21 protein-coding genes are annotated in these 22,579 nt (G+C 50.2%); 15 read left to right on the top strand and 6 right to left on the bottom strand.

Annotated features, from left to right (window positions below; all coding sequences use genetic code 11):
* Positions 1-27: 27 nt before the first annotated feature.
* The 3 genes from GC101_RS13690 to GC101_RS13680 all read left to right on the top strand — a co-directional run bounded on the left by GC101_RS13690 (position 28) and on the right by GC101_RS13680 (position 2,166).
* Positions 28-873 carry an ABC transporter ATP-binding protein gene (locus tag GC101_RS13690; RefSeq protein WP_171717778.1) on the top strand — a complete coding sequence of 282 codons (846 nt, stop codon included), beginning with the start codon at positions 28-30 and terminating at the stop codon, positions 871-873.
* The gene (locus GC101_RS13685) at positions 870-1,580 is read left to right on the top strand and encodes an ABC transporter permease family protein (RefSeq protein ID WP_171717709.1); all 711 of its coding nucleotides are present in this window, start codon (positions 870-872) and stop codon (positions 1,578-1,580) included. The genes GC101_RS13690 and GC101_RS13685 overlap by 4 nt, the downstream gene beginning before the upstream one ends.
* Positions 1,581-1,785: 205 nt before the next feature.
* Positions 1,786-2,166 carry a hypothetical protein gene (locus tag GC101_RS13680; protein ID WP_042140525.1) on the top strand — a complete coding sequence of 127 codons (381 nt, stop codon included), beginning with the start codon at positions 1,786-1,788 and terminating at the stop codon, positions 2,164-2,166.
* 94 nt (positions 2,167-2,260) lie between these two features.
* On the opposite strand, the gene GC101_RS13675 is transcribed toward GC101_RS13680, so the two are convergent.
* Positions 2,261-2,806: a MerR family transcriptional regulator gene (locus tag GC101_RS13675; protein WP_171717708.1), complete on the bottom strand. Its 546-nt coding sequence runs from the start codon at positions 2,804-2,806 to the stop codon at positions 2,261-2,263.
* A 328-nt stretch (positions 2,807-3,134) separates the two neighbouring features.
* Between GC101_RS13675 and GC101_RS13670 the strand changes: the two genes are divergently transcribed.
* The 3 genes from GC101_RS13670 to GC101_RS13660 all read left to right on the top strand — a co-directional run bounded on the left by GC101_RS13670 (position 3,135) and on the right by GC101_RS13660 (position 8,417).
* Positions 3,135-6,743 carry a 3-keto-alpha-glucoside-1,2-lyase-like domain-containing protein gene (locus tag GC101_RS13670; protein ID WP_171717707.1) on the top strand — a complete coding sequence of 1,203 codons (3,609 nt, stop codon included), beginning with the start codon at positions 3,135-3,137 and terminating at the stop codon, positions 6,741-6,743.
* Between the two features lie 175 nt (positions 6,744-6,918).
* Positions 6,919-7,476 carry an RNA polymerase sigma factor gene (locus GC101_RS13665; RefSeq protein ID WP_171717706.1) on the top strand — a complete coding sequence of 186 codons (558 nt, stop codon included), beginning with the start codon at positions 6,919-6,921 and terminating at the stop codon, positions 7,474-7,476.
* Positions 7,473-8,417 (top strand): hypothetical protein, encoded by a 945-nt coding sequence (locus GC101_RS13660; protein WP_171717705.1) that lies wholly within the window; start codon positions 7,473-7,475, stop codon positions 8,415-8,417. The genes GC101_RS13665 and GC101_RS13660 overlap by 4 nt, the downstream gene beginning before the upstream one ends.
* 63 nt (positions 8,418-8,480) lie before the next feature.
* On the opposite strand, the gene GC101_RS13655 is transcribed toward GC101_RS13660, so the two are convergent.
* Positions 8,481-9,635 carry an MFS transporter gene (locus tag GC101_RS13655; RefSeq protein WP_171717777.1) on the bottom strand — a complete coding sequence of 385 codons (1,155 nt, stop codon included), beginning with the start codon at positions 9,633-9,635 and terminating at the stop codon, positions 8,481-8,483.
* Positions 9,636-9,886: 251 nt separating this feature from the next.
* Here GC101_RS13655 and GC101_RS13650 point away from each other — a divergent pair, with 251 nt between their 5' ends.
* Positions 9,887-10,468 carry a TetR/AcrR family transcriptional regulator gene (locus tag GC101_RS13650; RefSeq protein ID WP_171717704.1) on the top strand — a complete coding sequence of 194 codons (582 nt, stop codon included), beginning with the start codon at positions 9,887-9,889 and terminating at the stop codon, positions 10,466-10,468.
* A 41-nt stretch (positions 10,469-10,509) separates the two neighbouring features.
* Positions 10,510-11,517, top strand: coding sequence for a phosphotransferase (locus GC101_RS13645; protein WP_171717703.1), 1,008 nt, complete (start codon positions 10,510-10,512; stop codon positions 11,515-11,517).
* A 25-nt stretch (positions 11,518-11,542) separates the two neighbouring features.
* On the opposite strand, the gene GC101_RS13640 is transcribed toward GC101_RS13645, so the two are convergent.
* Positions 11,543-11,782, bottom strand: coding sequence for a hypothetical protein (locus GC101_RS13640; RefSeq protein ID WP_039296070.1), 240 nt, complete (start codon positions 11,780-11,782; stop codon positions 11,543-11,545).
* 312 nt (positions 11,783-12,094) lie between these two features.
* Complete coding sequence (locus GC101_RS13635; RefSeq protein ID WP_171717702.1) at positions 12,095-12,742, bottom strand: glycosyltransferase; 648 nt, start codon at positions 12,740-12,742, stop codon at positions 12,095-12,097.
* Positions 12,743-12,968: 226 nt separating this feature from the next.
* Here GC101_RS13635 and GC101_RS13630 point away from each other — a divergent pair, with 226 nt between their 5' ends.
* Both GC101_RS13630 and GC101_RS13625 read left to right on the top strand, forming a co-directional pair.
* Positions 12,969-16,517 (top strand): DUF3289 family protein, encoded by a 3,549-nt coding sequence (locus GC101_RS13630; RefSeq protein ID WP_171717701.1) that lies wholly within the window; start codon positions 12,969-12,971, stop codon positions 16,515-16,517.
* A 41-nt stretch (positions 16,518-16,558) separates the two neighbouring features.
* Entirely contained in the window at positions 16,559-17,065 is a 507-nt protein-coding gene (locus GC101_RS13625; RefSeq protein WP_171717700.1) for a hypothetical protein, read from the top strand.
* 48 nt (positions 17,066-17,113) lie between these two features.
* On the opposite strand, the gene GC101_RS13620 is transcribed toward GC101_RS13625, so the two are convergent.
* Entirely contained in the window at positions 17,114-17,677 is a 564-nt protein-coding gene (locus GC101_RS13620; protein WP_171717699.1) for a TetR family transcriptional regulator, read from the bottom strand.
* A 146-nt stretch (positions 17,678-17,823) separates the two neighbouring features.
* Here GC101_RS13620 and GC101_RS13615 point away from each other — a divergent pair, with 146 nt between their 5' ends.
* Positions 17,824-18,672, top strand: coding sequence for an SDR family oxidoreductase (locus GC101_RS13615; protein WP_171717698.1), 849 nt, complete (start codon positions 17,824-17,826; stop codon positions 18,670-18,672).
* Positions 18,669-19,652, top strand: a complete 984-nt coding sequence (locus tag GC101_RS13610) for an aldo/keto reductase (protein ID WP_171717697.1) — start codon at positions 18,669-18,671, stop codon at positions 19,650-19,652. Before GC101_RS13615 ends, GC101_RS13610 begins: the two co-directional genes overlap by 4 nt.
* Here the strand turns inward: GC101_RS13610 and GC101_RS13605 are convergent.
* Positions 19,597-20,091, bottom strand: a complete 495-nt coding sequence (locus GC101_RS13605) for a VOC family protein (protein ID WP_171717696.1) — start codon at positions 20,089-20,091, stop codon at positions 19,597-19,599. The two genes, GC101_RS13610 and GC101_RS13605, sit on opposite strands and share 56 nt — an antisense overlap.
* A 140-nt stretch (positions 20,092-20,231) precedes the next feature.
* On the opposite strand from GC101_RS13605, the gene GC101_RS13600 reads away from it, so the two are divergent.
* The 3 genes from GC101_RS13600 to GC101_RS13590 all read left to right on the top strand — a co-directional run bounded on the left by GC101_RS13600 (position 20,232) and on the right by GC101_RS13590 (position 22,572).
* The gene (locus GC101_RS13600; RefSeq protein ID WP_343049693.1) at positions 20,232-20,675 is read left to right on the top strand and encodes an Lrp/AsnC family transcriptional regulator; all 444 of its coding nucleotides are present in this window, start codon (positions 20,232-20,234) and stop codon (positions 20,673-20,675) included.
* Positions 20,676-20,884: 209 nt separating this feature from the next.
* Entirely contained in the window at positions 20,885-21,562 is a 678-nt protein-coding gene (pnuC, locus tag GC101_RS13595) for a nicotinamide riboside transporter PnuC (protein ID WP_171717695.1), read from the top strand.
* Entirely contained in the window at positions 21,559-22,572 is a 1,014-nt protein-coding gene (locus GC101_RS13590; RefSeq protein ID WP_171717694.1) for an AAA family ATPase, read from the top strand. Before pnuC ends, GC101_RS13590 begins: the two co-directional genes overlap by 4 nt.
* The last annotated feature ends 7 nt before the right edge of the window (positions 22,573-22,579 follow it).

Here is a 22,579-nt window from a genome sequence, read left to right as displayed (position 1 = left end):
GCCATCAACGCTAAGGATGTGGAGTTCATGGAGGTTATCCAGGTAGAACGTGTCCGCAAGAGCTTTGGACCAAAGGATGCGTTAGCAGATGTATCTTTTTCTATTCCTAAGGGAGAAATTTTTGGGTTTCTCGGTCCGAGTGGCGCAGGCAAAACAACATTAATCAAGATTCTTACGGCACAGCTAAATCCGACAAGCGGACAGGCAAGTGTATTTAACCAGCCGGCGGAGAGGATGCGGCAGTCTGCCCAGAAGATGCGCTTCGGCATTCTGACGGATAACAGCGGCCTCTATGAGCGGTTATCGGTTGAGGAGAATCTGGAGCTGTACCGTAAGTTATACGATCTTCCCAAAGCTGCGGTCGATAAGGTACTGCAGTTTGTGAACTTAAGCGGGGAGCGCAAAAAGAAAGTTAATCTCCTATCGAAGGGGATGCGTCAGCGTGTTATGCTGGCCTGCGCGATTATCCATGAGCCGGAATTATTATTCTTAGATGAACCTACCTCGGCGTTGGACCCGGTGAACTCCGCGCATATTTATAAAGGCTTGCGCTACCTGAATGAGAAAGGGACAACGATTTTTCTGACTACGCATGATATGGCGGAAGCAGAATTGATGTGCAACCGTGTAGCCATTCTGTATCAGGGACAAATTCAGGTTATCGGCTCACCGAAGGAGCTTAAACGGCAGCACCGGAAGCATGCAGTTAGTGTTGACTTAACCAATGGGGAAGCCTATGAGCTTCCAATCGGTGGGGAGACGGCGGATCGGATCGCGGATTGGATGAAGCGGGGGCTCATTGACCGGATCGAGACGAAAGAGCCCAGTCTGGGTGATATTTTCATTAAAATGACAGGAAGTGAGCTGCTATGAGTATCTCATTGAAACGGGCCCGGGCGATATTTGTGAAGGATTACAAGGAGTTCTCGCGCAATTACGCGATCTCGATTATTCTGGTGTTTCCTATACTCTTCGCATTTCTTTTTCGAAGTGCAGGCTCAGCCTTACCTGGAGCGATCGGTTTCCTTCTGAATACATCGTTAGTGATCCTGACGAGTCTGGCACAAGCCTGCCTGATCGCTGAGGAGAAGGAGCGTAACACTTTAAGGTCATTAATGCTGACTCCGGCCACGACCCTGGATGTTCTGATCGGTAAAAGCAGCCTGGTCTTTGTCATGTCCGCTGTTGTTCTGGCTATTTCAACGTATATATTGGGCTATGAGCCGGCTAATATAGGAACGTTTACGGCAGCAATCATTCTTTCGATTATTCTATACACAGCAGCCGGTACAATCTGCGGTTTATTCTCCAAGACGGTGCTTGAAGCCTCATTATCTATACTCCCGGTGGCGTTCATATTCACCGGTGCACCCTGGGGAGCCGTACTGGCCAAGGATTATCCGGTCTTCAAAGTGCTGGATTTCATGCCAAGCAGCCAGCTTGTGCATTTGCTGGGGCTAGGCGATACAGGATATACGACGGGCGATGTCTTGAAACCCCTTCTCATTATTTTGGCATGGACGGTTGTATTAACGGTTGTGTCGGTTGTTCTGTATGTGCGGCGGTTGAAGGACGAGTAGGGGACTGGACGGAAGGGACTTTAGCCAGCCTCCGGTGGGTCTTTGGTAGGGCCGAAACAAGCGGCCGGCTGAGACTATACGACGATTATTGTCCAGTTGCAGTTCTGATGTTGTCATAACGGGGCACGCTGGGTAATAAAGATGATTAGAACTTACGAATTTGGCTGAATTTGGAGCAGGAGCCAAGGAAACGGAGGGAAAGATCATGGCGGCACAGACAGTATCAGGCATTAGCTCCGTACAGCCCATAGCGGCCTATGGCGGTACACAGAGTGATGTCAGTTCCCTGGAGAAACAGCGCAACCAGCTGATGATGGAACTGGATAAAGTGAATGCGGCACAGGGAAGTCAGATGCAGACTCCGTACCGGCGGGAGCAGCTGCAGCGGCAAATCCGGCTGCTGGAGTCCCAACTCGTACTGAAGAGCGGAAGCAGCACCCCTGCCAATTTCGTACCGGCATCTCCGCTTCAGGATCACCTCCCCCTCTGGCGCAATGAAGGAACGGGAGGCTTCAAGGGTATCGGTCTCACCGATCCCCGGACAGCGACGGTGGATGCGGATGGCCATTTCAACGCCTTAATTTAAGCTAGAGAGTGAAGGTGCGGCGAGCGTCTGGTGATGAACCGGGCTTGTCGCACCTTTTTTGTGTGAAGAGGCGGCAGAGTAGCGTTCGATAGGGCTATAGGAATGGGAAAAAAGAGCGCAATAGACCGCGCTTCCTTGGCGGAGACGTCAGCCTGCCAGCGGCAACCGGATGAAGCTCTTCATACGTGGAGAGGGACTTACTGCCGGGCTTCTGCATCGTTTCCAGCGTTGCGGATAATTGCTTAATCATTACACGCATATCCTCAAGTTCGGCACGCTGCTGGAGCAACTGTACCGAAACTACCTCGTTTGCTTTCTGATCCAGTGCGTGTTCAATATACCCGATCCGGGACCATATTTTATTCATAGGGTCACCGTCTGTATCCGGGCTTAGATTCTCTTGCAGCGGGCCCGCCGGCAGGTTGTCATTCGTGAGATCCAGATGGATGCATTCCAGCGCTTCCCCCTGATTAATACGGTCTTTAATATGATTGAGCTGGCTGATTTGCCGCTCCGAGAAGGTATAATGCCCAAGACGGTCCTTTGGAAAGAAATCGGGGAACATGGCCGCCCAGCGTTTGATCGTAGTCTGGCTAACGGACAGCAGCTCCGCAGCTTCCTTTGTTTTCAGAATTTCCATTTCAATCCCTCCAGTTTAGTAGTCCTTCTATGAGTAATTCGTTGTTCTTTGGCGGCCCCCTGCACAGGTGACAAAGGAAGTGCTGATTCGCTAAGCAAAGTGTTATTACGACTTTTCCTGCTCTCCAGAGAGCAGTGTATTTCATACAGCACAGTATAATTGTATCCCTGGAGAGTGGGCCTGCCACGCTCCTTTCTTCATGGACCAGGATTATAGTAAGGAATAACTCCGTATGTGAGGGCATGTTATGAAAGCGGTTACTTATTTGGGGTTGTCCTGCCCGTATCACCATGCATAAGGAGCCAATATGGATCTAGAGGAGGTATTTATGCTTACGAGAAAAGTAATGAGTCTTCTACTAGCGCTTGCAGTCACATTCACAGGTTTCATCCCGCAGACAGCCGGTGCGGCCGAAAGCCCTGCCAACTACGGGGTGTCTTCAGCGGATACCACAGAGGCGGCTGATCCTGCATCTGTGCCGCAGGCAGCAGCCGGACCCGCGGTCATCCAGAACTACCCGATGCCCTCGATCTATACTGCATCCAGTGCTTTTTCACTGAAAGTGAATAATGAAGCAGTTCCCGTCATTAACTATCAGTCTGAATACGACTACGCCGGGTTCTCCTTCGACGGAACGGTCAGTATTGAAGTTACGACGCTGGGCAACAAGCCGATTGAATCGTATTCGATCAGCCCGCTGGCCAAGAACATCCAGGGGACCGTCAACGGGAGCAAGAACAAGCTGACCTTTACCCTGTCTGCCTCGACCTATGTCATTGTAGATATCAATGAAGACCCTAATGAAAATTACGATGAAACCGACCGGACGAAGCACCGGAAAAGGCTCGTCATCGCTGCCGATCCGCTGGAGACGAATATTCCCGCGTCCTCCGGTCCGGGAATCTACAATGTAACTGCTGCACCGTACCATGCAGACACAACGGGGGCAACGATAACCTCGAATGCGATCCAGCGGGCGATTGACGACGCCAATCAGGCCGGGGGCGGTACGGTGTACATTCCGGCGGGCGTGTATAAGAGCAGCAATCTGACCCTGAAAAGCAATGTTACCTTCTACCTGGCTGGCGGAGCTGTCATTGTCGGCACGGGCAGGGGCGAGGATTACCGGAATGACTTCCGCAAGGATACGATCTCCGATGGAACGTATTTCATCACCACGGCGGTGAATTCCAGCAATATTACGATGCGCGGACGCGGCACCATTGACGGGAAAGGGATCGAGATGCGCAGCCGCAAGATGGTGAATCCGCCGCGGAAGGAAGGCTTGCCGGAGGAGCGGCAGCACAAGAACGGTGAGGGGTTCATCAATAATCTGCTGGTACCGATGCAGACCAGCAACTTCACCTTCGACGGATTAATCCTGCGCGATGGCGGCTTCTGGGCGTTCATGGTGGTCCGCTCGGACCATGTGAAGATCACCAACTACAAGGGATTCCAGAGCGTGTATGGCCCTATTGAGGAAGACGCTATGGATATCAATGAAAGTCAGGATGTGCTGGTGAAGCATGCCATTGCCATCTCCAACGATGATACGTATTCCACCAAAACCTGGCCGCAGAAAGGAATGTCCAAGGATTGGCCGGGAGCAATTGAGCAGCTGGAAAGAGTGACCTTTGACGACAGTCTGGCCTGGACCCGCGCTGCGGCCTTCAAGATTGGCATGGGCGTATGTACACCGCAGATCGGTGTAACCTTCCGCAATTCGTACGTGTATAATAGCGCCCGGGCTTTCTTCGTAGATCATGGCTATTCCCTAAATACACTTCCGGTGGAGGGCTATGCCAAGGATATTACGTACGAGAATATTGATATCGAGCGGGTCCGCAGCATGCAATTCGGCAATTTCTGGCTCTATGTCTCCACTGTCACTGCCGGCGATGTAATCAATGTCCTGTTCAAGAACATTAATGTCCGGGAAACAGGAACGCAGACGTCGTTCTTGCGGGGGCAACCGCTCAAGGGCGGAATGGTGAACGGGGTGACGTTTACGGATGTCGTGGTCAAAGGCAAGCTGGCGCAGAATATGAGCGACCTGAAGGCAACCATCCGCAATGATTATGTGAGCGGCGTAGTCTTCGCCAACTCTGAACAGCCGCTGTTCAGCGATAACTTTACAGATGGGGATATTGCGGATTGGACGATCCATTCAGGCACAACCAGCTGGGCGGTGACAGCGGACGGAGGGAATCAGGTTCTCTCCACCAGCAAGACGCAGACGGCGCTCATTACCGCGAATGCCGGTGCTCCCTGGACGGATTACACCTATGAAGCCAGAACGCGGTTACCCTTTAATAACACAAGTGAGAACGCAGGCATTGTCTTCCGGGTGAAGGATCAGGAGAATTTCTATATGTACCGGATCGATGCAAGCAAGAGCCAGCTGCAGCTGTACAAAGTTATAGCTGGAGCACTGACACTTGTATCCGAGACTTCTTTTACCCCTGTGAAGAATCAATGGTATACGCTAAAGGTAACGGTGCAGGGGAATACGGTCAAAGGGTATGTGGACGGACAATTAAAGACTACATGGAGTAATCCGAACACTGAACTCACCTCCGGGGGAGCCGGCTTCCGTACCACCTCGGCGGGTATCTGGTTTGACGATGCCAAGGTAACAGAGATTCATAATCCGCCAACCGATATTACGCTGAGCGCTACCCGTGTTGCGGAGCTTACCACTCCGGGAGGCGTAGTCGGAGCCTTCGCTACAACCGATCCGGATGCGGGAGATACCTTTACTTATGCACTGACTCCGGGAGAAGGGGATGCCGATAACAGCAGCTTCTCCATCCCTCCGCTGGGGGACACGCTGATTCTCCGGACCACGCCGGATTATGAGGCCCAGAGCAGCTATAAGATCCGGGTAAAGAGCGTTGATGCAAGCGGACTGTCTGTGGCGAGGAGCTTCACGCTCCAGGTTACGGATGTGGATGAAACGCCTATCGATTCGAATCCGAATTCCGTCCGGTTCACCGACAACTTTGAAGATGGGGATACCGCAGGGTGGACGGCTGCCGTGGGTAACTGGAATGTGGCAACAGATGGAAACACGAAGGCGCTGATCCAGACGAAGGGGAATACTACGGCACTCATTACAGCCGGGGATTCATGGAAGGATGTTGCGGTGGAAGCCAAAGTGAAGGTTCCCATCGCCAATGCCAACGCCGGCATCCTCTTCCGGGTGCAGGATGCCAATAACTACTATATGTACCGGATGAATGTGAACGACAAGAAGCTGGAGCTGTTCAAGGCGGTAGACGGAACGCTGACTTCTGTGTCCAGCACGATGTTCGCCGATGCGGCCGCGAATCAGTGGTATACCCTTAAAGCGGTCATCAAAGGAAACCGGATCATAGGGTATGTGGACGGCCAGTTAAAGCTCGAATGGACGAACCCGCTAACGGAATTAACCGCTGGGAGAATCGGCTTCAGAACAACCTCCCAGAATGCTGTGTTCGATAATGCCCGCGTTACAGGGATACAGAAGGTTCAATCCGCCGCGAACAAGACGGTGACCCAGGACGTGTATACAGCGGTCAGCGCTGAAGGAAATAGTCTTAGTGTCAGTCCAGGCAGTGCAGTGGCGGGTCAGATGGTCATCCTGACAGCTGAAGGCTACAATCAGGGCAACACATCGCCAATCACCGGCGACGAGCGGTACCACCCGGTAGCGTGGAGCTCCACGGAGGCGGGCAAGCCCGGGGTATTTACGGTAACTGAAGAGGTATATGAGGCCGAGTACACTCCCTCTTTGGCAGGTGATTTCAAGATAACGGTGACCTATCTGAAGCAGATATGGGACGGAGCGTCCTGGACGGATACCGCTATAACGGATACCCTGACTGTAGAGATTACTGTAAGTCTGGCACCTGAACCCGGTGAGGAGGATGACACGCGTATACTGAACGCCATATGATACCCTTTTAATTTGCTCTAAAGAGGCTACAACCTATAGATTATATCTTAATCCTGGCTGATAAGAGGGATACTTCTTATGCGCTGGGATTTTTTCTGTGAAAATTATAATATAAGTGCAACCCGTTCCAACAATTCCCTACTGTATAGATAAGAGATTAAAAGGAGAATGACAGATGGAAGATCAGGGAATAGTCCGCCTATACTTACAGCGTTCACAGCAGGCCATTGTAGAGACCAAGAAGAAATACGGGGCTTACTGCAGAGTGATTGCCAGAAACATCCTATCCAGTCTCTCAGATATTGATGAATGTGAGAATGATACATACCTGGCAGCGTGGAATGCAATTCCGCCTACGATGCCCGGGAAGCTATCTGTTTTTTTAGGAAGAATCACCCGTAATATAGCGCTCGATAAACATAGTTATAATACAGCCAAGAAACGCAACCGTCAGTTTGATGCTATTCTAACCGAACTGGAAGGATGCATAGCTTCCCCGGATACGGTAGAAGGAGAATATGAAGCGGGTGAAACCGCAAGCTTGATCAATGAATTTCTATATGGCATAGAGGAGCAAGCCAGAAATATATTTATTAGGCGGTACTGGTATTCAGATTCCATAGAGGAACTCGCTATGAGATTTCAGATGAGCAGCAGTAAAGTGAAGTCCATTCTTTTCAGAACAAGAAATAAGCTTAGAGCTCATTTAGCCAAGGGGGGAGTTCACCTGTGAAAAGAGAAGAGTTATACCGCGAGATCGGACTCATGGATGAGGATTTAATTGAAGCAGCCGGATCGAGCGGAGCGGAGAAAAGGAAAAAAGGCTTTTCTAAAAAGTGGGTGGCTCTGGTTGCCTGTCTTGTACTCTATAGTTCAACCGCTTCCGCTTTATTAGCAACCGAATATTATAAGAATCAGAACGCAGAGCCGTATATCCGTTATCTGAGAGCTGAAGACATGGAGTTACTGCCCGCTCCCAAGTATGACGGGATGAAATTTCTGCAGGCCCTCAAAAGTGATAATGAAGAACATGTATATGTTGCTATCAACCGGCTGGTGGAAGGCTTCAATGATCCAAGCTTAAGAGCAAAGGCACTGAATAAACTTCAGCCGTTTGCAGGAAATGAGAATCCCAAAATCGCCGATGCGGCTGCTTTTGCTATAGATATTCTCTCACAAAGTTACCGGAGTCCGTATATTGTTAAACTGGCAGACGGCAGTATGTTATTTACGTTATTTAATCATTATTCGGATTATGGAAGCCAGAATGTCCTATGGAGGATCAAAGACAATAAGCTGGAGGAATATTCAAGCTTCTCTGCACCCTCTATGTATATCACAGAGATGATTCCTTCCCCCGATAAGAGGTTAGTTGCGGTCGTCACCTGTTCTAATAAAAGTGAATTTGTGCAGATTATTAATGTGGAAGCAGGAAGAACCAGTCCGGAATTAATAGAATCCGCAAGAGTCAAATATGGGGCGGAGCAAGAAATAGACACATGGATCCGCCCGGATTATGAAAATTATAGTGATGCCAGTAACATCGTCTGGAAGGACAATGATACCTTGGAGTTCGAGGGTTCCCTGGCCTATCAGGATACGGAGATTATAGAGAATGTCAGTGTAACGTACCAGTTTAGCAGCAAGGTAATGGAAGTGACCAAACTTAACTAGTCTGCGCAATGCACAGAATATAAGAGAGCCGTGAGCCGCCTGTAAGGGCGGCCTTATATTTATCTATTTGAGGCGGCGGGTTAATGCCCAGAATAGCAGCGCCAGGGCACTCACGATTGCGCCTAACAAGCATACTCCGTTCCAGCCTGAGTAAGCATAGATGCTGGTGGATGCGATGGACCCGGTGGCGCTGCCTATGGAATAGAAAATCATATAACCGGCGGTAAGCCTGCTGCGTGCCTCCGGGTGCAAATTAAGAATCATGCTCTGGTTGGTGACATGCACAGCTTGTACTGCCAGATCAAGAAGGATAATACCTGCGACTAATGAGGGAAGCGAATGCTCCGTATAACTTATGGGCAGCCATGACAGAAGCAGCAGAATCAATGCCGCGCCAGTAGTCCTCTGCCCTAAACCCCGGTCGGCAAGACGGCCTGCCCGCGCTGCTGCCAATGCTCCAGCCACTCCGGCGAGTCCAAACGCGCCAATTGCAGTGTGTGAAAGAGATAGCGGCGGAGCGCTGAGCGGCAGCACCAGGGAAGTCCATAATATGCTGAACGCGGTAAAAATCAGCAGAGCCAGTACAGCGCGGATGCGCAGAATTCGCTCCTGTGCGAATAATGTGAACAGCGAACGCAGCAGCTGCAGATAGGACAAGGCTTCTCTTGAGGGCTCATCCTTGGGCAGCACCCGAAACAATACGCCAGCCATGATTAGCGTTAATCCCGCAGAGACCAGGTAGACAGAGCGCCAACCGGCTATATCCGTTAATACTCCGGCAAAAGTCCGTGCGAGCAGAATACCTATAACGATTCCGCTTGTCACAACACCTACAGTACGTCCGCGCTCAGCCGGGTCTGCCAAAGTTGCTGCGAAGGCAACCAGTGTCTGTGTGACTACGGCAAGCAATCCAACCGCAGCTATGCTTATGAATAACACCTTGCTGGTATGGGCTGTACCAACCACAATCAGAGCCAGGACGGATATTAGCGTCTGTCCGGCGATCAGCCAGCGCCGGTTCAACAAATCACCGAGGGGCACCAGCAATAGCAGTCCAAGCGCGTAACAGACTTGAGTAATGGTAATAACAAGGCCAACGGAGGAAGGCGTAATCCCGAATTCTTGTGAAATAGCGTCCAGCAGGGGCTGCGCATAATAAATATTGGCGACTGCCAGTCCGCAGGCGATGGCAAATAAGAGCGCAACACTCCGGGACATTGGAGATACTGGAGCGGATTCGGATGCTGCAAGCGGTTGTTCGACTACCTTTTCCAAAGTGACACCTCCTTAAATTCTATGTGTGCAAGAGATTTCGTTTCATACCGAACGGTATAAAATAATCCCTGATAAATGTAACCCTGATAAATAATAACTGTCAAGATCTATTGCATAATCTCAATATGATTGACAATGAAATCTGTGAACAATAGAATTATAATATACTGAACGATATGAAAAGAGGGGTTATATTGGCCCGGCAACGTGAATTTGATGAAGACAAGGTATTGGATGCAGCGATGGAGCTTTTTTGGGAGAAAGGATTCGAAGCTACCTCTTTGAGCGATTTGACTTCAAGAATGGGCATTCAGCGCCCCAGCCTATACTCCGCTTTTGGAGATAAAAAAGGACTATTTGAAGCTGCGCTGCGCAAATATACGAGTGCTCATGCTGCCTCTATACGGGGCAAACTCCAGACTAATTCTTCTGTTAAAGAAGCATTCCGCAGTTTTTTTGAGAATCTAGTGGCAAAGGAATATGGGGAAGATCCGAACTGGGGGTGCTTTTGCCTCAACTCGATGGTGGAGCTTGCGCCTCATGATGAGAAATTTGCGATCCTGACCAGAGAACATCAGATGTATCTCTCGGTAATTTTCCAGGAAACGGTTGAGCGGGGGTTGCGTTCAGGTGAGCTTGATCCCGGCATTAACGCAAAGAGTCTGGCGCAGACACTGGTCATATCATTAATCGGACTGACTGTGTTCATGAAATCCCGGCCTGAGCGGACCTTTGTTGATAATTCTGTCAGAGAAATATTGACATTGTTGAGATAGAATCATGAATAGGGGAATCTGATTAGAGGGGTTGGCTTAGAATGCTGCTGACGACTGAGGACCAATTAATTGGCGAGATCGCAGGCTGGCTGAAGAAGCATTTTGAGGCTGAGCTGCTGTCTGCCGGGCGTGTGAATCGCGGACTATTGAACGAGAAGTGGATTATCGGGACGAATAAGGGGCGGCTGTTCGCCAAAAGCTATCACCCCGGGCGGTTCAAGATGGAGGATCCGGAGTTTCGCGGCAAGATTGAGCATGCGCTGCAGCTGCAGCGCATGTGGTACCAGTCGGGAGGACCGTGTCCTGAGCCGTTAACGCTGGAAGGGCGCTGCATGCACATCCTGCCCTGCGGAAGATACATGACCGTCATGACATGCTGTCCGGGTGCTATGGTGCCTGCCGGCAGGATCGGTGAGCAGGGAATGCATTCACTCGGGCGGGCTGCTGCGGATATGCATACCGTCTGGGGTGCCGCGGCGGCATCAGGGGTCGGAGCAGCAGTGCCGGCGGGTGAACCGGCCTGGCAGTTGTCGCGCGAGGAGATGGAGCTCGCCTGGGAGGTAAGCTGGGAGGCAGCCCGCAGCTCGTCCGGGCGTGTCCGGAACGCGCTGCAATTACAGAAGGCGGTTGCTGATTCACTTCGAGATCAGGACTTTACGCCTTTGACAGCGGGCTGGGCCCACCTTGATCTGTGGGCGGACAACCTGCTGTTCGAAGGGGACGCGCTGACAGCCATCGTTGACTTCGACCGGGCACGCTACTCGTTTCCGGCGCTGGACCTCGGGCGGGCGGTCCTTTCCGGCACACTCGGCGGGAGCGGATTCCGCAGGGATGCGGTTGCTGCTTTCGCTGAAGGCTACCGTAGTGTACACCCGCTGCCGCCGGGCACTCTTTTGCGGGCAGTCAAGTATGTCTGGTGCATCGAGTCGCTTTGGTGGATCAAGCCGCCGCTCGATTCGTCGAGCAGGGTCCCTGCCCGCTTTGCCGAAGAAATGATTCATACTGCGGAGCATTGGGATCAGCTTGATACACTTCTTGGGGACATATAGCCGGATGCTGGTTAACCCGGCAGGATTAACCTACACCGTCACTTTCCAACAAGGAATAGAAATTATCGCGGTCCTCGTCATCAAATTGGCCAAGCGTCCGTACCCGGACAAGCTCGTGACCCCCATACAAATCTAATTCCTCACCAAAATTATTGTAGAGTGCAATCATATGGCCCTCATGATTCAGCTCCATGTATCCGTAACATTCATGCTCAGGCTTTTGACCGTAAAGGACCACAAATCTGATTATATCCACGCTGTTCATGCACAGCACTTCCTTTCTATGGTACATAATTAGGCTTGTAGCAAATTTTACGTGAAGCCGGACGAATAGGAAAAAGCAGCCACGGTCCTCATACCCGCAAATTCATTCATACTTGGTAAGTGTAGGGGGCATACCCCGCAATGCCGCTCCCACACAAATTATTTCTTGACAGGATGGGATTAGGGGATTAATATATCGTGCCAGTTCACTCTGTTACTCTGCTATGGCTAAACACATAAAAAAGCTTTCCACAATCCCCTCCCGGGCGATTATGGAAAGCTGTCTTATATACGCTGTTTATTGCATAATTTCCTAAAACTTCTCCGGGAACTGCTTGATAATGCCCATTGTCAGAACATCCGCTAAATGAATCATATGGACCTCATTCTTGTCGGTTGCGGCAATATCTGCTGCCCAGTCTCCCTTGAGGCAGCTCAGCACAATGTCTGTAACTAACTGAAGGTGCTCATACAGCATCTCTTGCATCGCCTTAAACGGCCAGTTTGGATTCAGTGCGCTCAAAAAAGTTGCAATCTCATCGGCATTCTTATGCCAATCGGCCTGCAGCTTCTTCAGATCAGCCTGATTGCCCGCTTTGGCGGCTGCTACAATCTTGCCTGCAATCCCAATATGCTCTTTCAACAGCTCGGCCAGCTTATTGCCGGCTGCCTCCCCGTAATACGGTTTGAATACATCGCCTATGTCCTGCTGGTTTCTCAGCAGCCGGTTCAGTACGTCCTTCTGGTCCGGGTTATTAGAGATGGCACTGACAATATAGCTTCGCGTCCATATGGTATGGTCAATCCATACCTTCTGCATATCGCTTTTCAGCTGAACCATCTTGGGGCTGAAGCAAACCGCTTCTTGCTTGCCGCCTGCCTGTGCATGTAAGGGTCCTGCTGCTTGCGTCAAGGTGAGTGCGAGCACCAATGTTAACGCCAGCAGCCATTTGTTTTTCAAATTCATCTGCTCCTTTATGTGTGCGTATGAAATGGCTTGTATTATTATGGCTGAAGCGGGAGGTTATATGCAGAATAGGACATTGTGGTTTTGTCGTTCTTCTACTTTTCTTCCATTTGTTGTTGCCTAATCCTCTATTTGCAAATATCATAGATTCATAATACTCCATGACATTACATCAGTATTCGAACTATTATTTGCAATCATATGAGGAGGAACGGTAGCGATGTTCAGGAAAAGCATTATGAAACGAAGCTTTGCTCTATTAGTAGCTCTAGTATTGGTATTATCATTCATTCCGCTCAAGCCTGCCCTGGCTCAAGAGAACTCAACGGGCGGCCAGCAAGAAACGGTCTACACGGGAGAGGGTTACGAGGTAATCTACACCATTTCTTCCAAGTGGGAGGGGGCATTCAATGCGGATGTCACCATCAGGAATACGGGCGACCGGACGATTGAGAATTGGACACTGGGCTTTAACCAGCCCTATGAGATCACTAATATCTGGAACGGGATTGTGCAGGCCTATGAGAATGGTGCTTATGTAATCAAGAATGCAGGGAGCAACCAGGACATTCCTGCGGGCAGCAGTGTGAACTTTGGCTTCACGGCGAAGTATGACGGGGAACTGGTCCTTCCGTCAGCGTTTGATATGCAAGGCAGCGAACAGATTGTGCCGGCAGGAGACTATGAAACAAGCTTCACAGTGACGAGTGATTGGGGAAGCGCTTTTAACGGTGAAATCGCCATTAAGAATCAATCGCAGACCACCATTGAGGACTGGAAGCTGAGTTTTGATTATGAGGGGAATCTGGAACGGTTCTGGACGGCCGAAATCACCGGGCATACCGGTAATCATTACGTCATACATAATGCAGGCTACAACGCCAATATTCAGCCGGGGGAGACGCTGACACTCGGGTTCTCCGGGAATCCGGGAAATGTAGTCAATGAACCTGCGGGCTATGAGCTGACGCAGATTGCGGCCCGGCAAGAAGTACCTGAACCGGAGGAAGTCTCCGTGCAGCTCGATACGTACGGTTTAGAACTTCAGAATAGCGCAGACGGTGACTATTACTTCCTGAGAACGAAGCTGGACAAGCTGTCGGGAACACTGGGAGGGACATCGCGCATCAAGACCTTTACCTATCAGACTTCTGATAAAAATAAAACGGTCCTGCAGCAAGGAGCTATTCCAGTAAGTGGGGTCTGGTCCGTGGAAGGCATAGGGCTGGGTGTCGGCTATAATCTGCTGAAGCTAAGTGCGCAATTAAGCGATGGTTCTGAGGTTGCCAAAGAGTATATCATCGTGAATTTCGACGAGAATAATCTGGATAACTTAGGGATTGACCGGGAGCAGGACAGCGACGGCGACGGAATTAGCGATTATTACGAAGAACATTATGGCCTTTCCGTTACCAGTAAGGATACTGATGGAGACGGATTAAGCGACCGGGATGAGATCATCGTATTGAAGCTGAATCCGCTTGAACAGGATAGTAATCAGGACGGGATTCTGGATGGTGACGAAGACGGCGATAACGATGGATTAACCAACCTGGAAGAGTTGTCCTATCAGACGAGCCTGATCAGCGCGGATACGGACGGCGATGGTCTTTCGGACGGCGAAGAGGTTCAGACGTATCAGACGGACCCCCTGAAGGCGGACACCGATGGCGACGGGCTGTCGGATGCCTGGGAGGTGAAGATCGGAAGCAACCCGCTCGTGATCGAAGCAAAGTTCTCGAGAACGGTTGCGGTTGAAGCTGCGGATGCCAAAGCAGTTCCCAGCGTTACCGTTGAAGGGGTCAGCGCGGAACAGGTGGGCAGTTTATCTGTAGATCCTGTTCAGGACGGCATTCTTAATGATACAACGATCCCCGGCTATATCGATCAAGGCTACAATTTCTCAATAAACGGAGCCTTTGAGAAGGCGACGATTTCCTTCGAACTTGATGATAGCTTGTTGAATACAGCGAACTTCGTTCCGCGGATCTACTATTTCAATGAGGCTGCGCAGTTATTTGAAGAGCTGCCCAATCAGAAGGTTACGGAGAATGTGGTTTCGGCCGAGACGGGACACTTTTCAAAGTACATTTTATTAAACAAAACCGTATACGATACTGTATGGCAGTATAAGTTCCTGTATGATGAGGGAGAAGAACAATATTCGGGGATGGACATTGTCTTCGTTATCGACTCCTCGGGCAGCATGTCGAACAATGATGGAAGCAATGTGAGAACCAGCGTAACCAGACAGTTCATCAACCTGCTGACAGGAAGTGACCGGGGCGCTATTGTTGATTTTGACGACACCGCCAAGGTATTATCCGCGTTCACCTCTGATAAGGCAGCTTTGAATACAGCCGCAGGGAAGATTGACAGTAACGGCGGAACGAGCCTGACTAGCGGAATTGCAAGTGCAATTAATTTGTTCACCGCCAGCGGCAGAACAGATGTCCTGAAGTATATTATTATGCTTACAGATGGGGACGGCACTTACAATACATCGCTGACCAAGCAGGCCGCTGATAATCAAATCGTTATTTATACGGTAGGGCTCGGCAGCAGTGTATCGACGAGTGTACTGACAAATATGGCGCAGGGCACCGGCGGCAGCTACTATCATGCGAGCAACGCCGACCATTTATACGGGATCTTCGATACGATCGCCGAGACCTCGGACTTATACAAAGATACAGACATGGACGGCATTAGTGACTATCATGAGAAAGAAATGCAGGCCGGCCGGTTGCGTCTAGGTACAGGCGGTGCGGTGGTCAGAGTGAACTACCTGGATGCGGACAGCGATGACGACGGGCTCAAGGATGGTGAAGAGGTCCGCATTCTGAAAGCCGGCGATAAGGTCTATGCCTATATGTATTCTAATCCTAATCTGACAGACACGGACGGCGATGGTCTGAACGACGCAGTGGATCCCAGAAGGCTGACTCCAGATGTTAATGAGGCATTGATCCTTCAGTCAGATTACAGGGAGGGAGTACTCAAGGATGCTCCGCGAGGAGATTATACCGTATCGGATGACCTGACGTTCAATGACTACACCTACAGTGAATTATTCAAGCTGGGCCCGGTGTTCTCTGTGGCCAGGATTACGCCGGAAGCCATGATCTGGGGCGAAATGGCATTCCTGTTCTCCGTCGGCAAAACCGGTGCGAGTGACGATATGAGCTCCGTTCTGAGCGATTTGATCTCGACGTTCAGATACGATAACCGCAGTAATGAAGGTACATCGGTTTCCGACGGTGACACCTTCAGCACGGACAAATATATCAAGTATCATAACAGCAAGCTGGATAATGCAGTCATAAGTGACTCCAGCACCGAGAATTATGTGCAATTAATCCGTGATTTCGTGGTCCAGGAGCTGCACAATAGTAATGGCGACCTGTCTAAGCTGGAGTATAACCCAAGTGCGAACAAGAAGGTTGTTTATGATTACGTGGGCGGATTCTCACACAGCCCGTATCCGGTGTTTACGGAGAAGACCAATCTGGCGTTATCCCTGGCGATTCATGCCTTCCATGGCAATAATATTACTATTAAGGACTTCAAGATTGCCGGAGACCAGTTCAGCGGGAAGCTGGTGTTCCATTTCTATGATCATTTCGGCCTGGACGCAGATGATGAGATTAATTGGCCGGGATTTGTGGATTGGTTCACGCTGCAGCACTACGACCGTTTCAACGGCAAATATGTGCCGTTCATTACAACGATTGATTACGAGCTGTATTTCAGCGGTTCTGTTAACTAATTCAAAGCGTCTCATTCCGAAAAGGTCAGGCAGGTGGAGCTATGGGCCGCACTAGAATCATCTTTATAGGCATTGCAGCTGCAGTGATAATTGTGGCGTTAGGGGTGATCATTAACTATAACCATTCCAGCGCGAAATATAATATTTACAGGGATCATCGCGAGCTGTTTGAGGCTGTGAAGGATGAGACCGAGCTTCTTATGACCAGCCGCGATAACCGGAGTGATATAGGAAATACCTTTATCTACTCCAATAACGGAAATGCTGTGGGCCATCAGTTCCTGGATGGTGTAGATGCGGACCTGCAGGGCAAGGTAGGGCAGATTATTGCGGTATCAGAAGACAAGCTGAACTTTCTTAGGTACAGCAGACAGAACGGGAAGAGTCTCCTAAGGTTCGTGTTTGACTGGGAAGGCGAGAACGGCGGCACCTATCATATTGTATATTGTGACAGTCAGGATCTGGTCGAGAAGGCGTATAGTGAGGAGCCTGTTAACTACAAGCTGCATACACTGGCGGATGGCTGGTACGGGGTAGAGATCAAATGAGGTAACAAGAAGAAGCGCCTGAAATAGGGGCTTCTTCTTGTTTGCATTTCATGCGCTGAGCAGCACCGTGATGGCCCGGATAATAGATTCTCTTAAGGCCTTAAGGTTCTTGAGCGAATCCGGATCAAGCGTAGGACCGAAGGGATTGGACTCCGACCAGGCGGTAGCGAGCGACATAATTAAGGTTAAGATGAAGTTAGGGGGAAAGGCGGAGCCGATGCTGCCTGAGCCTTGGGCATTGCGGATCTCCTGGACCTTCTGCATATGGGCGTCTTCCCGTTTGGGTGGGCGGGCCGTGCTTTTCTCCAGATTAGACCACATCAACAGCCGCATTACATCGGGATTCGCCATGGCAAAATCAAACACTTTGGCCGTATATTCCGGGAGGTCGCCCGGTGTAAACGGAATATCTTCGAACGCGCGGTCAAGATTTCTCTGGAGAACCGTAGTGAAGAGGGTTTCTTTATTCTCAAAATACACATAGATCAGGTTTTTATTACAGCCGGCCGTTTTGGCAATGCGTTCGACCCGTGCTCCGGCAATGCCGAATGCGGAGAACTCATCCATCGCGGTCTTTAAAATTAACTCACGTGTCGCTTCGGCATTTCTCATGTTCGATCATCCTTATTCTAGAGTTGCGGTAATCCGATTATTACTGAATAGTATATCACTTGACTAACCGGTTAGACAGGTCTATATTTGACTAACCGGTTAGTCAATTAAGCGGACCGGAACTCTCATGAAAGAAGGATTGGACGATGGCACAACGGACTTGGTTTATCACAGGCATCAATAGCGGCTTCGGCCGGCATATGACGGAGCAGCTTCTGGAGCGTGGCGACCGCGTAGCCGGTACTGTCCGCAATATGAACTCAGTGGATGATCTTAAGGCGAAGCATGGGGAGCTTCTGTGGGTAGCCCAGCTTGACGTTACCGACACTCCGGCTATCTATGCGGTCGTTGATCAGGCTTTTGACCAGTTGGGTAAGATTGACGTTGTTGTCAGTAACGCAGGCTACGGCCTTATTGGTGCCGCTGAAGAATTAACCAATGAGCAAATCACCCATCAGATTAATACTAACCTTGTCGGATCGATTCAGCTGGTGCGCGCTTCCTTACCGCACTTACGCGCTCAGGGTGGCGGCCGGATCATTCAGCTCTCTTCGGTAGGCGGGCAAGCTGCGTACCCGGGAGGATCACTGTACCACGCTACAAAGTGGGGCATCGAAGGCTTCATCGAAGCGCTGATGCAGGAAGTGGCTCCCTTTAATATAGGTCTTACCCTTGTGGAGCCGGGCGGAGCACGGACGAACTTCAAAGATCACAGCGCGCAGCTGGCTCCCGGGATGGAAGCCTATGAAGGCACTCCTGCTGCTAAAGCAAGAAGCAATTTCGGAGACAGCACAATCGTTCCCATGGGCGATCCGGCCAAAATGGTTAAGATCATGATCGACAGCGCCGACCAGCATCCCGCACCGAAAAGAATTGCGCTTGGCAGTGATTCTTATACTGTGATCCATCAGGCGCTCACTAGTCGTCTTGCGGAGCTGGAGGCACAGAAGGAACTCGCCTTCTCCACGAATTATCCGAAGGAGGATGCATTATGATCAAGCGGATCTTGGGAAGTAACGGTCTGGAGGTTTCTTCTATAGGACTGGGTTGTATGGGGATGAGCATGGGGTATGGCCCTTCGGCGGATAAGAAGGATATGATCTCGCTGATTCATGCGGCATTCGACCGGGGAGTAACATTCTTTGATACGGCTGAATTATATGGTCCTTATACGAACGAAGAATTAGTGGGCGAAGCGCTTGCCCCGCTTAAGGGAAAGATCACGATTGCCACGAAGTTTGGCCTGATGTCGGATCAGGGGCTGCCCATACTTAACAGCACTCCGGAGAAAATCAGAGAGTCGGTTGAAGGTTCCCTCCGGCGGCTTAAGGTTGAGACGATTGATTTATATTATCAGCACCGGGTCGATCCGGATGTCCCTATTGAAGAGGTCGCTGGTGCCATACAAGATCTTATTCAGCAGGGCAAGATCAGACATTGGGGACTTTCCGAAGCAGATGTTATCACGATCCGCCGTGCTCATGCCGTGCATCCGCTGACTGCGGTTCAAAGTGAATATTCAATGATGTGGCGCAGCCCCGAGGAAGAATTGCTGCCTGCGTTAGAGGAGCTTGGGATTGGGTTTGTCCCCTTCAGCCCATTGGGCAAAGGCTTTCTGACAGGGACCATTGACAAGAATACCACATTCGCCAGTACAGACAACCGGACGGCTTCCCCCCGCTTCGAGGCAGAGAATATGGAAGCCAACCAAGTTCTGGTGGAGCTTATACGCAGAATTGCTGCCGGGAAGGAGGCCACACCCGCTCAAATTGCACTGGCCTGGGTGCTTGCCCAGAAGCCGTGGATTGTTCCGATCCCCGGTACAAGAAAGCTCGAACGGCTGGAAGAGAATCTTGGAGCCACCGAGATTAAGCTTATCCCTGAGGAACTGAGCAGTCTGGACAGTGCGTTGTCAGGCATCAGGATTTCCGGCGACCGCTATCCGGCTGCGCTGGCGAACCGGCTGGGGAAATAACGTCAAAATCAACGTCTTCGATAAATTCGATCACTTCCCCGTTAGGGCTGTGAATGAGTGCGTTCTTCACCAGCAGCGGCGGTTCGCCAAGTGACAGGGTATCCGGTTCTACGAAAGTCCTTGCTCCGTGAGCAAGGGCTTTTTGATATATTTCCTCCACATTATCTACATAAAAGGCAAAATGCAATAATGCTCCGTGAGCTATTTCTTCTTCGGATGAAGCTTTCTTTCCCTGAGCAGGAATCACGGCATCGTTATCAAAAATTTCAAGGCAGGTTCTGCCGTCCGGTGAAATCAGCATCGAAGCTTCCTGGATGTGAAATGAGGGCAGACTCCAGTGATGGCCCCGCTTAAACCCCAGAACTCCGGTATAAAATGCAATAGTCGCTGTATAATCTCTAGCTTGGATCGCTACATGTGCCAGACCGTTTACGCCCATCTAATTACCGCCCCCTTATCTAATATAGGTTAATTATAGGTATAACCAAGCTTGAAATACATGTGAATAACAAGGGATTTATAGTAATATAGGCTTATATTATGAGGTATTACAGATAATTTGGTTTATTAACTAAGGGGGTGTTCAGGATAGATAATCTTTTGGATGACATTGATAAGAAAATCATGGGCTTACTTCAGTACAACGCGCGAATGTCAGTAGCTCAAATCAGTAAAGAGGTGGCCATGTCGCAACCTTCGGTGAAAGAAAGAATGATGAAGCTGGAGGAAAAGAATATCATTTCCGGCTATGTTACGACGTTTAGTCTGCGGGAGCTGAACCGGGGGACGACAACTTTTATCCTATTAAAGACGGAGCATTGCCACGAGCTCACTGACTTCTGCCGGGAGGTTATTGAAGTAACGGACTTATTCCGCATTAGTGGAGAATATAATTATCTGCTTAAGGTACAGACAGCATCGATCGGAGAGCTCGCTGAATTTCAGGATTCGCTGATCAAGTTTGGACCTTCCAAGTCGCATATCAGTCTGAAAAATATACTGGAGAATAGGGTATTGTTGTAAAGATACCTGAGATACTCGGCTTGGAGAACTATAGCACAGCAGACCGCTATCCAAACAGGAGGGCGGTCTATTTCTTTTTTTGGCGAGAGGAGAATCGGGCTTGCATCCTGCCGCAGCTTCTGTTATCTTGATATTAACAAAATGTAATTATCAAAATGTTAATAAGTTAATCCGATCAAGAATAGGTGCAGAAAGCGGAGGGATGCAGCATGAAGAGGATTGCAGGGAACTGGAATGGGTTCGAAATCGTCTGGCTGGTTATATTTACTTTGATTGCAATTTGTTTTACAATTATTTCCAAGGATTCGTTTCTTGGGTTCACGGTCTTTATTACCGGGGTGCTGTGCGTGGTGCTTACGGCGAAGGGAAAGCTGATGAGTTATGCCTTTGGGATGTATAACACCTTCGGCTACGCCTACCTGGCTTATATTAACGGATTATTCGGGGAGGTTATGCTGAATCTGCTATTCTTCGTGCCGATGAATGTCGTAGGCTTCTATATGTGGAAGAAGAATATGCAGAGCGGCAAGCTGTCCATGCGTCAGATGGAGGCCAAAGGCATGCTCCTCACAATGGCAGTCTGTATTTCCGGGGCGCTGCTGCTGGGGTATAGCCTGTCGTTGATCCCTGCGCAGAACTCACCTTATATTGATGCCATCACGACCGTGTTATCCGTAGTGGCCACGATTCTAATGGTGCGGAGATTCAAGGAGCAGTGGCTGGTCTACATTGTGCTGAATCTGTTCACGGTGCTGCTCTGGGTGATCCGGACGGTGGAGGGCAGTGGTGAAGGTCTGCTGATGATCGTCATGTGGAGTGCCTATCTGGTTAACGCGGTATACGGCTACTATAACTGGAACAAAGGGGTTAAGGAGGCGCTGGCATGAAGACACTCGGATTAACCCTGGGGAAATTTGCTCCGCTGCATAAAGGGCACCAGCTCATGATCGAAACGGCGCTGCAGGAGGTCGATGAATTGATCGTGGTGATCTATGAAACGTCCGTCTCTCCGGTCCCGCTGCATATCCGGGCGAACTGGATACGCAGGCTGTATCCCTCATCGGTGCGGGTAATTGAAGCGTGGGATGGTCCGGACGGGTACTCCGATGACCGTGAGCATGAGATCCGGGAAGAGCAGTATATTCTGGGGCTGCTGAAGGGCGAGCAGGTAACCCATTTTTATTCCAGTGAGTTCTACGGCAGGCATATGAGCATTGCCCTGGGGGCAATAGACCGGCGGGTGGATGAAGCACGTCAGCAGGTGCCGGTATCGGCCACCATGATCCGCTCTGATCCTTTTAAATACCGGCAATATGTAAGCGGCATTGTATACCGGGATCTAATTACGAAGGTTGTGTTTGTAGGAGCGATGTCTACTGGAAAATCGACGATTACTGAAGCGCTGGCGGAACAGTATAGGACGGCTTTTGCCAGCGAGTACGGGCGGGATTATTGGACGGAGCATCAGGTGGACCGCCGGATCGGCATAGAGGCTTTTGACGACATTGCCGTGGGCCATATCAAGCGGGAGGAACAGGCGCTTCTTACAGCAGACCGGTATCTGTTTGCCGATACGAATGCGATTACCACTTACATGTACGCCCTGGATTACCACGGCCGGGCTCCGGAGCTGCTAACCCGGCTGGCGCTGGAGAATGCGCAGCGGTACGATCTGTTTTTCCTGTGTGACGACGATATTCCTTATGACGATACTTGGGACCGCAGCGGGGACCAGAAACGGCATGTTTTTCACAAGCAGATCATAGCAGATTTGAAGGAGCGGCGGATTCCCTACATTACGCTTAGGGGGACGCTGGAAGAACGCATGCGTAAGGTAGACGATGTACTTGCGAAGTTCAAGCCTTATGAGAACTATTTCGGAGAGCTGCAGCACTAGAATAAAG

Origin of the sequence: Paenibacillus phytohabitans (assembly GCF_013141775.1) — a bacterium.
Classification (GTDB): Bacteria; Bacillota; Bacilli; order Paenibacillales; family Paenibacillaceae; genus Paenibacillus_AQ; species Paenibacillus_AQ phytohabitans.
Note: the sequence above shows the minus strand (reverse complement) of the source record. Positions and strands in the feature narration are given on the sequence as shown.

Coding starts and splice junctions, on each gene's coding strand:
- GC101_RS13690 (WP_171717778.1), top strand. CDS start 28: ATGGAGGTTATCCAGGTAGAACGTGTCCGCAAGAGCTTTGGACCAAAG.
- GC101_RS13685 (WP_171717709.1), top strand. CDS start 870: ATGAGTATCTCATTGAAACGGGCCCGGGCGATATTTGTGAAGGATTAC.
- GC101_RS13680 (WP_042140525.1), top strand. CDS start 1,786: ATGGCGGCACAGACAGTATCAGGCATTAGCTCCGTACAGCCCATAGCG.
- GC101_RS13675 (WP_171717708.1), bottom strand. CDS start 2,806: ATGGAAATTCTGAAAACAAAGGAAGCTGCGGAGCTGCTGTCCGTTAGC.
- GC101_RS13670 (WP_171717707.1), top strand. CDS start 3,135: ATGCTTACGAGAAAAGTAATGAGTCTTCTACTAGCGCTTGCAGTCACA.
- GC101_RS13665 (WP_171717706.1), top strand. CDS start 6,919: ATGGAAGATCAGGGAATAGTCCGCCTATACTTACAGCGTTCACAGCAG.
- GC101_RS13655 (WP_171717777.1), bottom strand. CDS start 9,635: ATGTCCCGGAGTGTTGCGCTCTTATTTGCCATCGCCTGCGGACTGGCA.
- GC101_RS13645 (WP_171717703.1), top strand. CDS start 10,510: ATGCTGCTGACGACTGAGGACCAATTAATTGGCGAGATCGCAGGCTGG.
- GC101_RS13640 (WP_039296070.1), bottom strand. CDS start 11,782: ATGAACAGCGTGGATATAATCAGATTTGTGGTCCTTTACGGTCAAAAG.
- GC101_RS13630 (WP_171717701.1), top strand. CDS start 12,969: ATGTTCAGGAAAAGCATTATGAAACGAAGCTTTGCTCTATTAGTAGCT.
- GC101_RS13625 (WP_171717700.1), top strand. CDS start 16,559: ATGGGCCGCACTAGAATCATCTTTATAGGCATTGCAGCTGCAGTGATA.
- GC101_RS13620 (WP_171717699.1), bottom strand. CDS start 17,677: ATGAGAAATGCCGAAGCGACACGTGAGTTAATTTTAAAGACCGCGATG.
- GC101_RS13615 (WP_171717698.1), top strand. CDS start 17,824: ATGGCACAACGGACTTGGTTTATCACAGGCATCAATAGCGGCTTCGGC.
- GC101_RS13610 (WP_171717697.1), top strand. CDS start 18,669: ATGATCAAGCGGATCTTGGGAAGTAACGGTCTGGAGGTTTCTTCTATA.
- GC101_RS13605 (WP_171717696.1), bottom strand. CDS start 20,091: ATGGGCGTAAACGGTCTGGCACATGTAGCGATCCAAGCTAGAGATTAT.
- pnuC (WP_171717695.1), top strand. CDS start 20,885: ATGAAGAGGATTGCAGGGAACTGGAATGGGTTCGAAATCGTCTGGCTG.
- GC101_RS13590 (WP_171717694.1), top strand. CDS start 21,559: ATGAAGACACTCGGATTAACCCTGGGGAAATTTGCTCCGCTGCATAAA.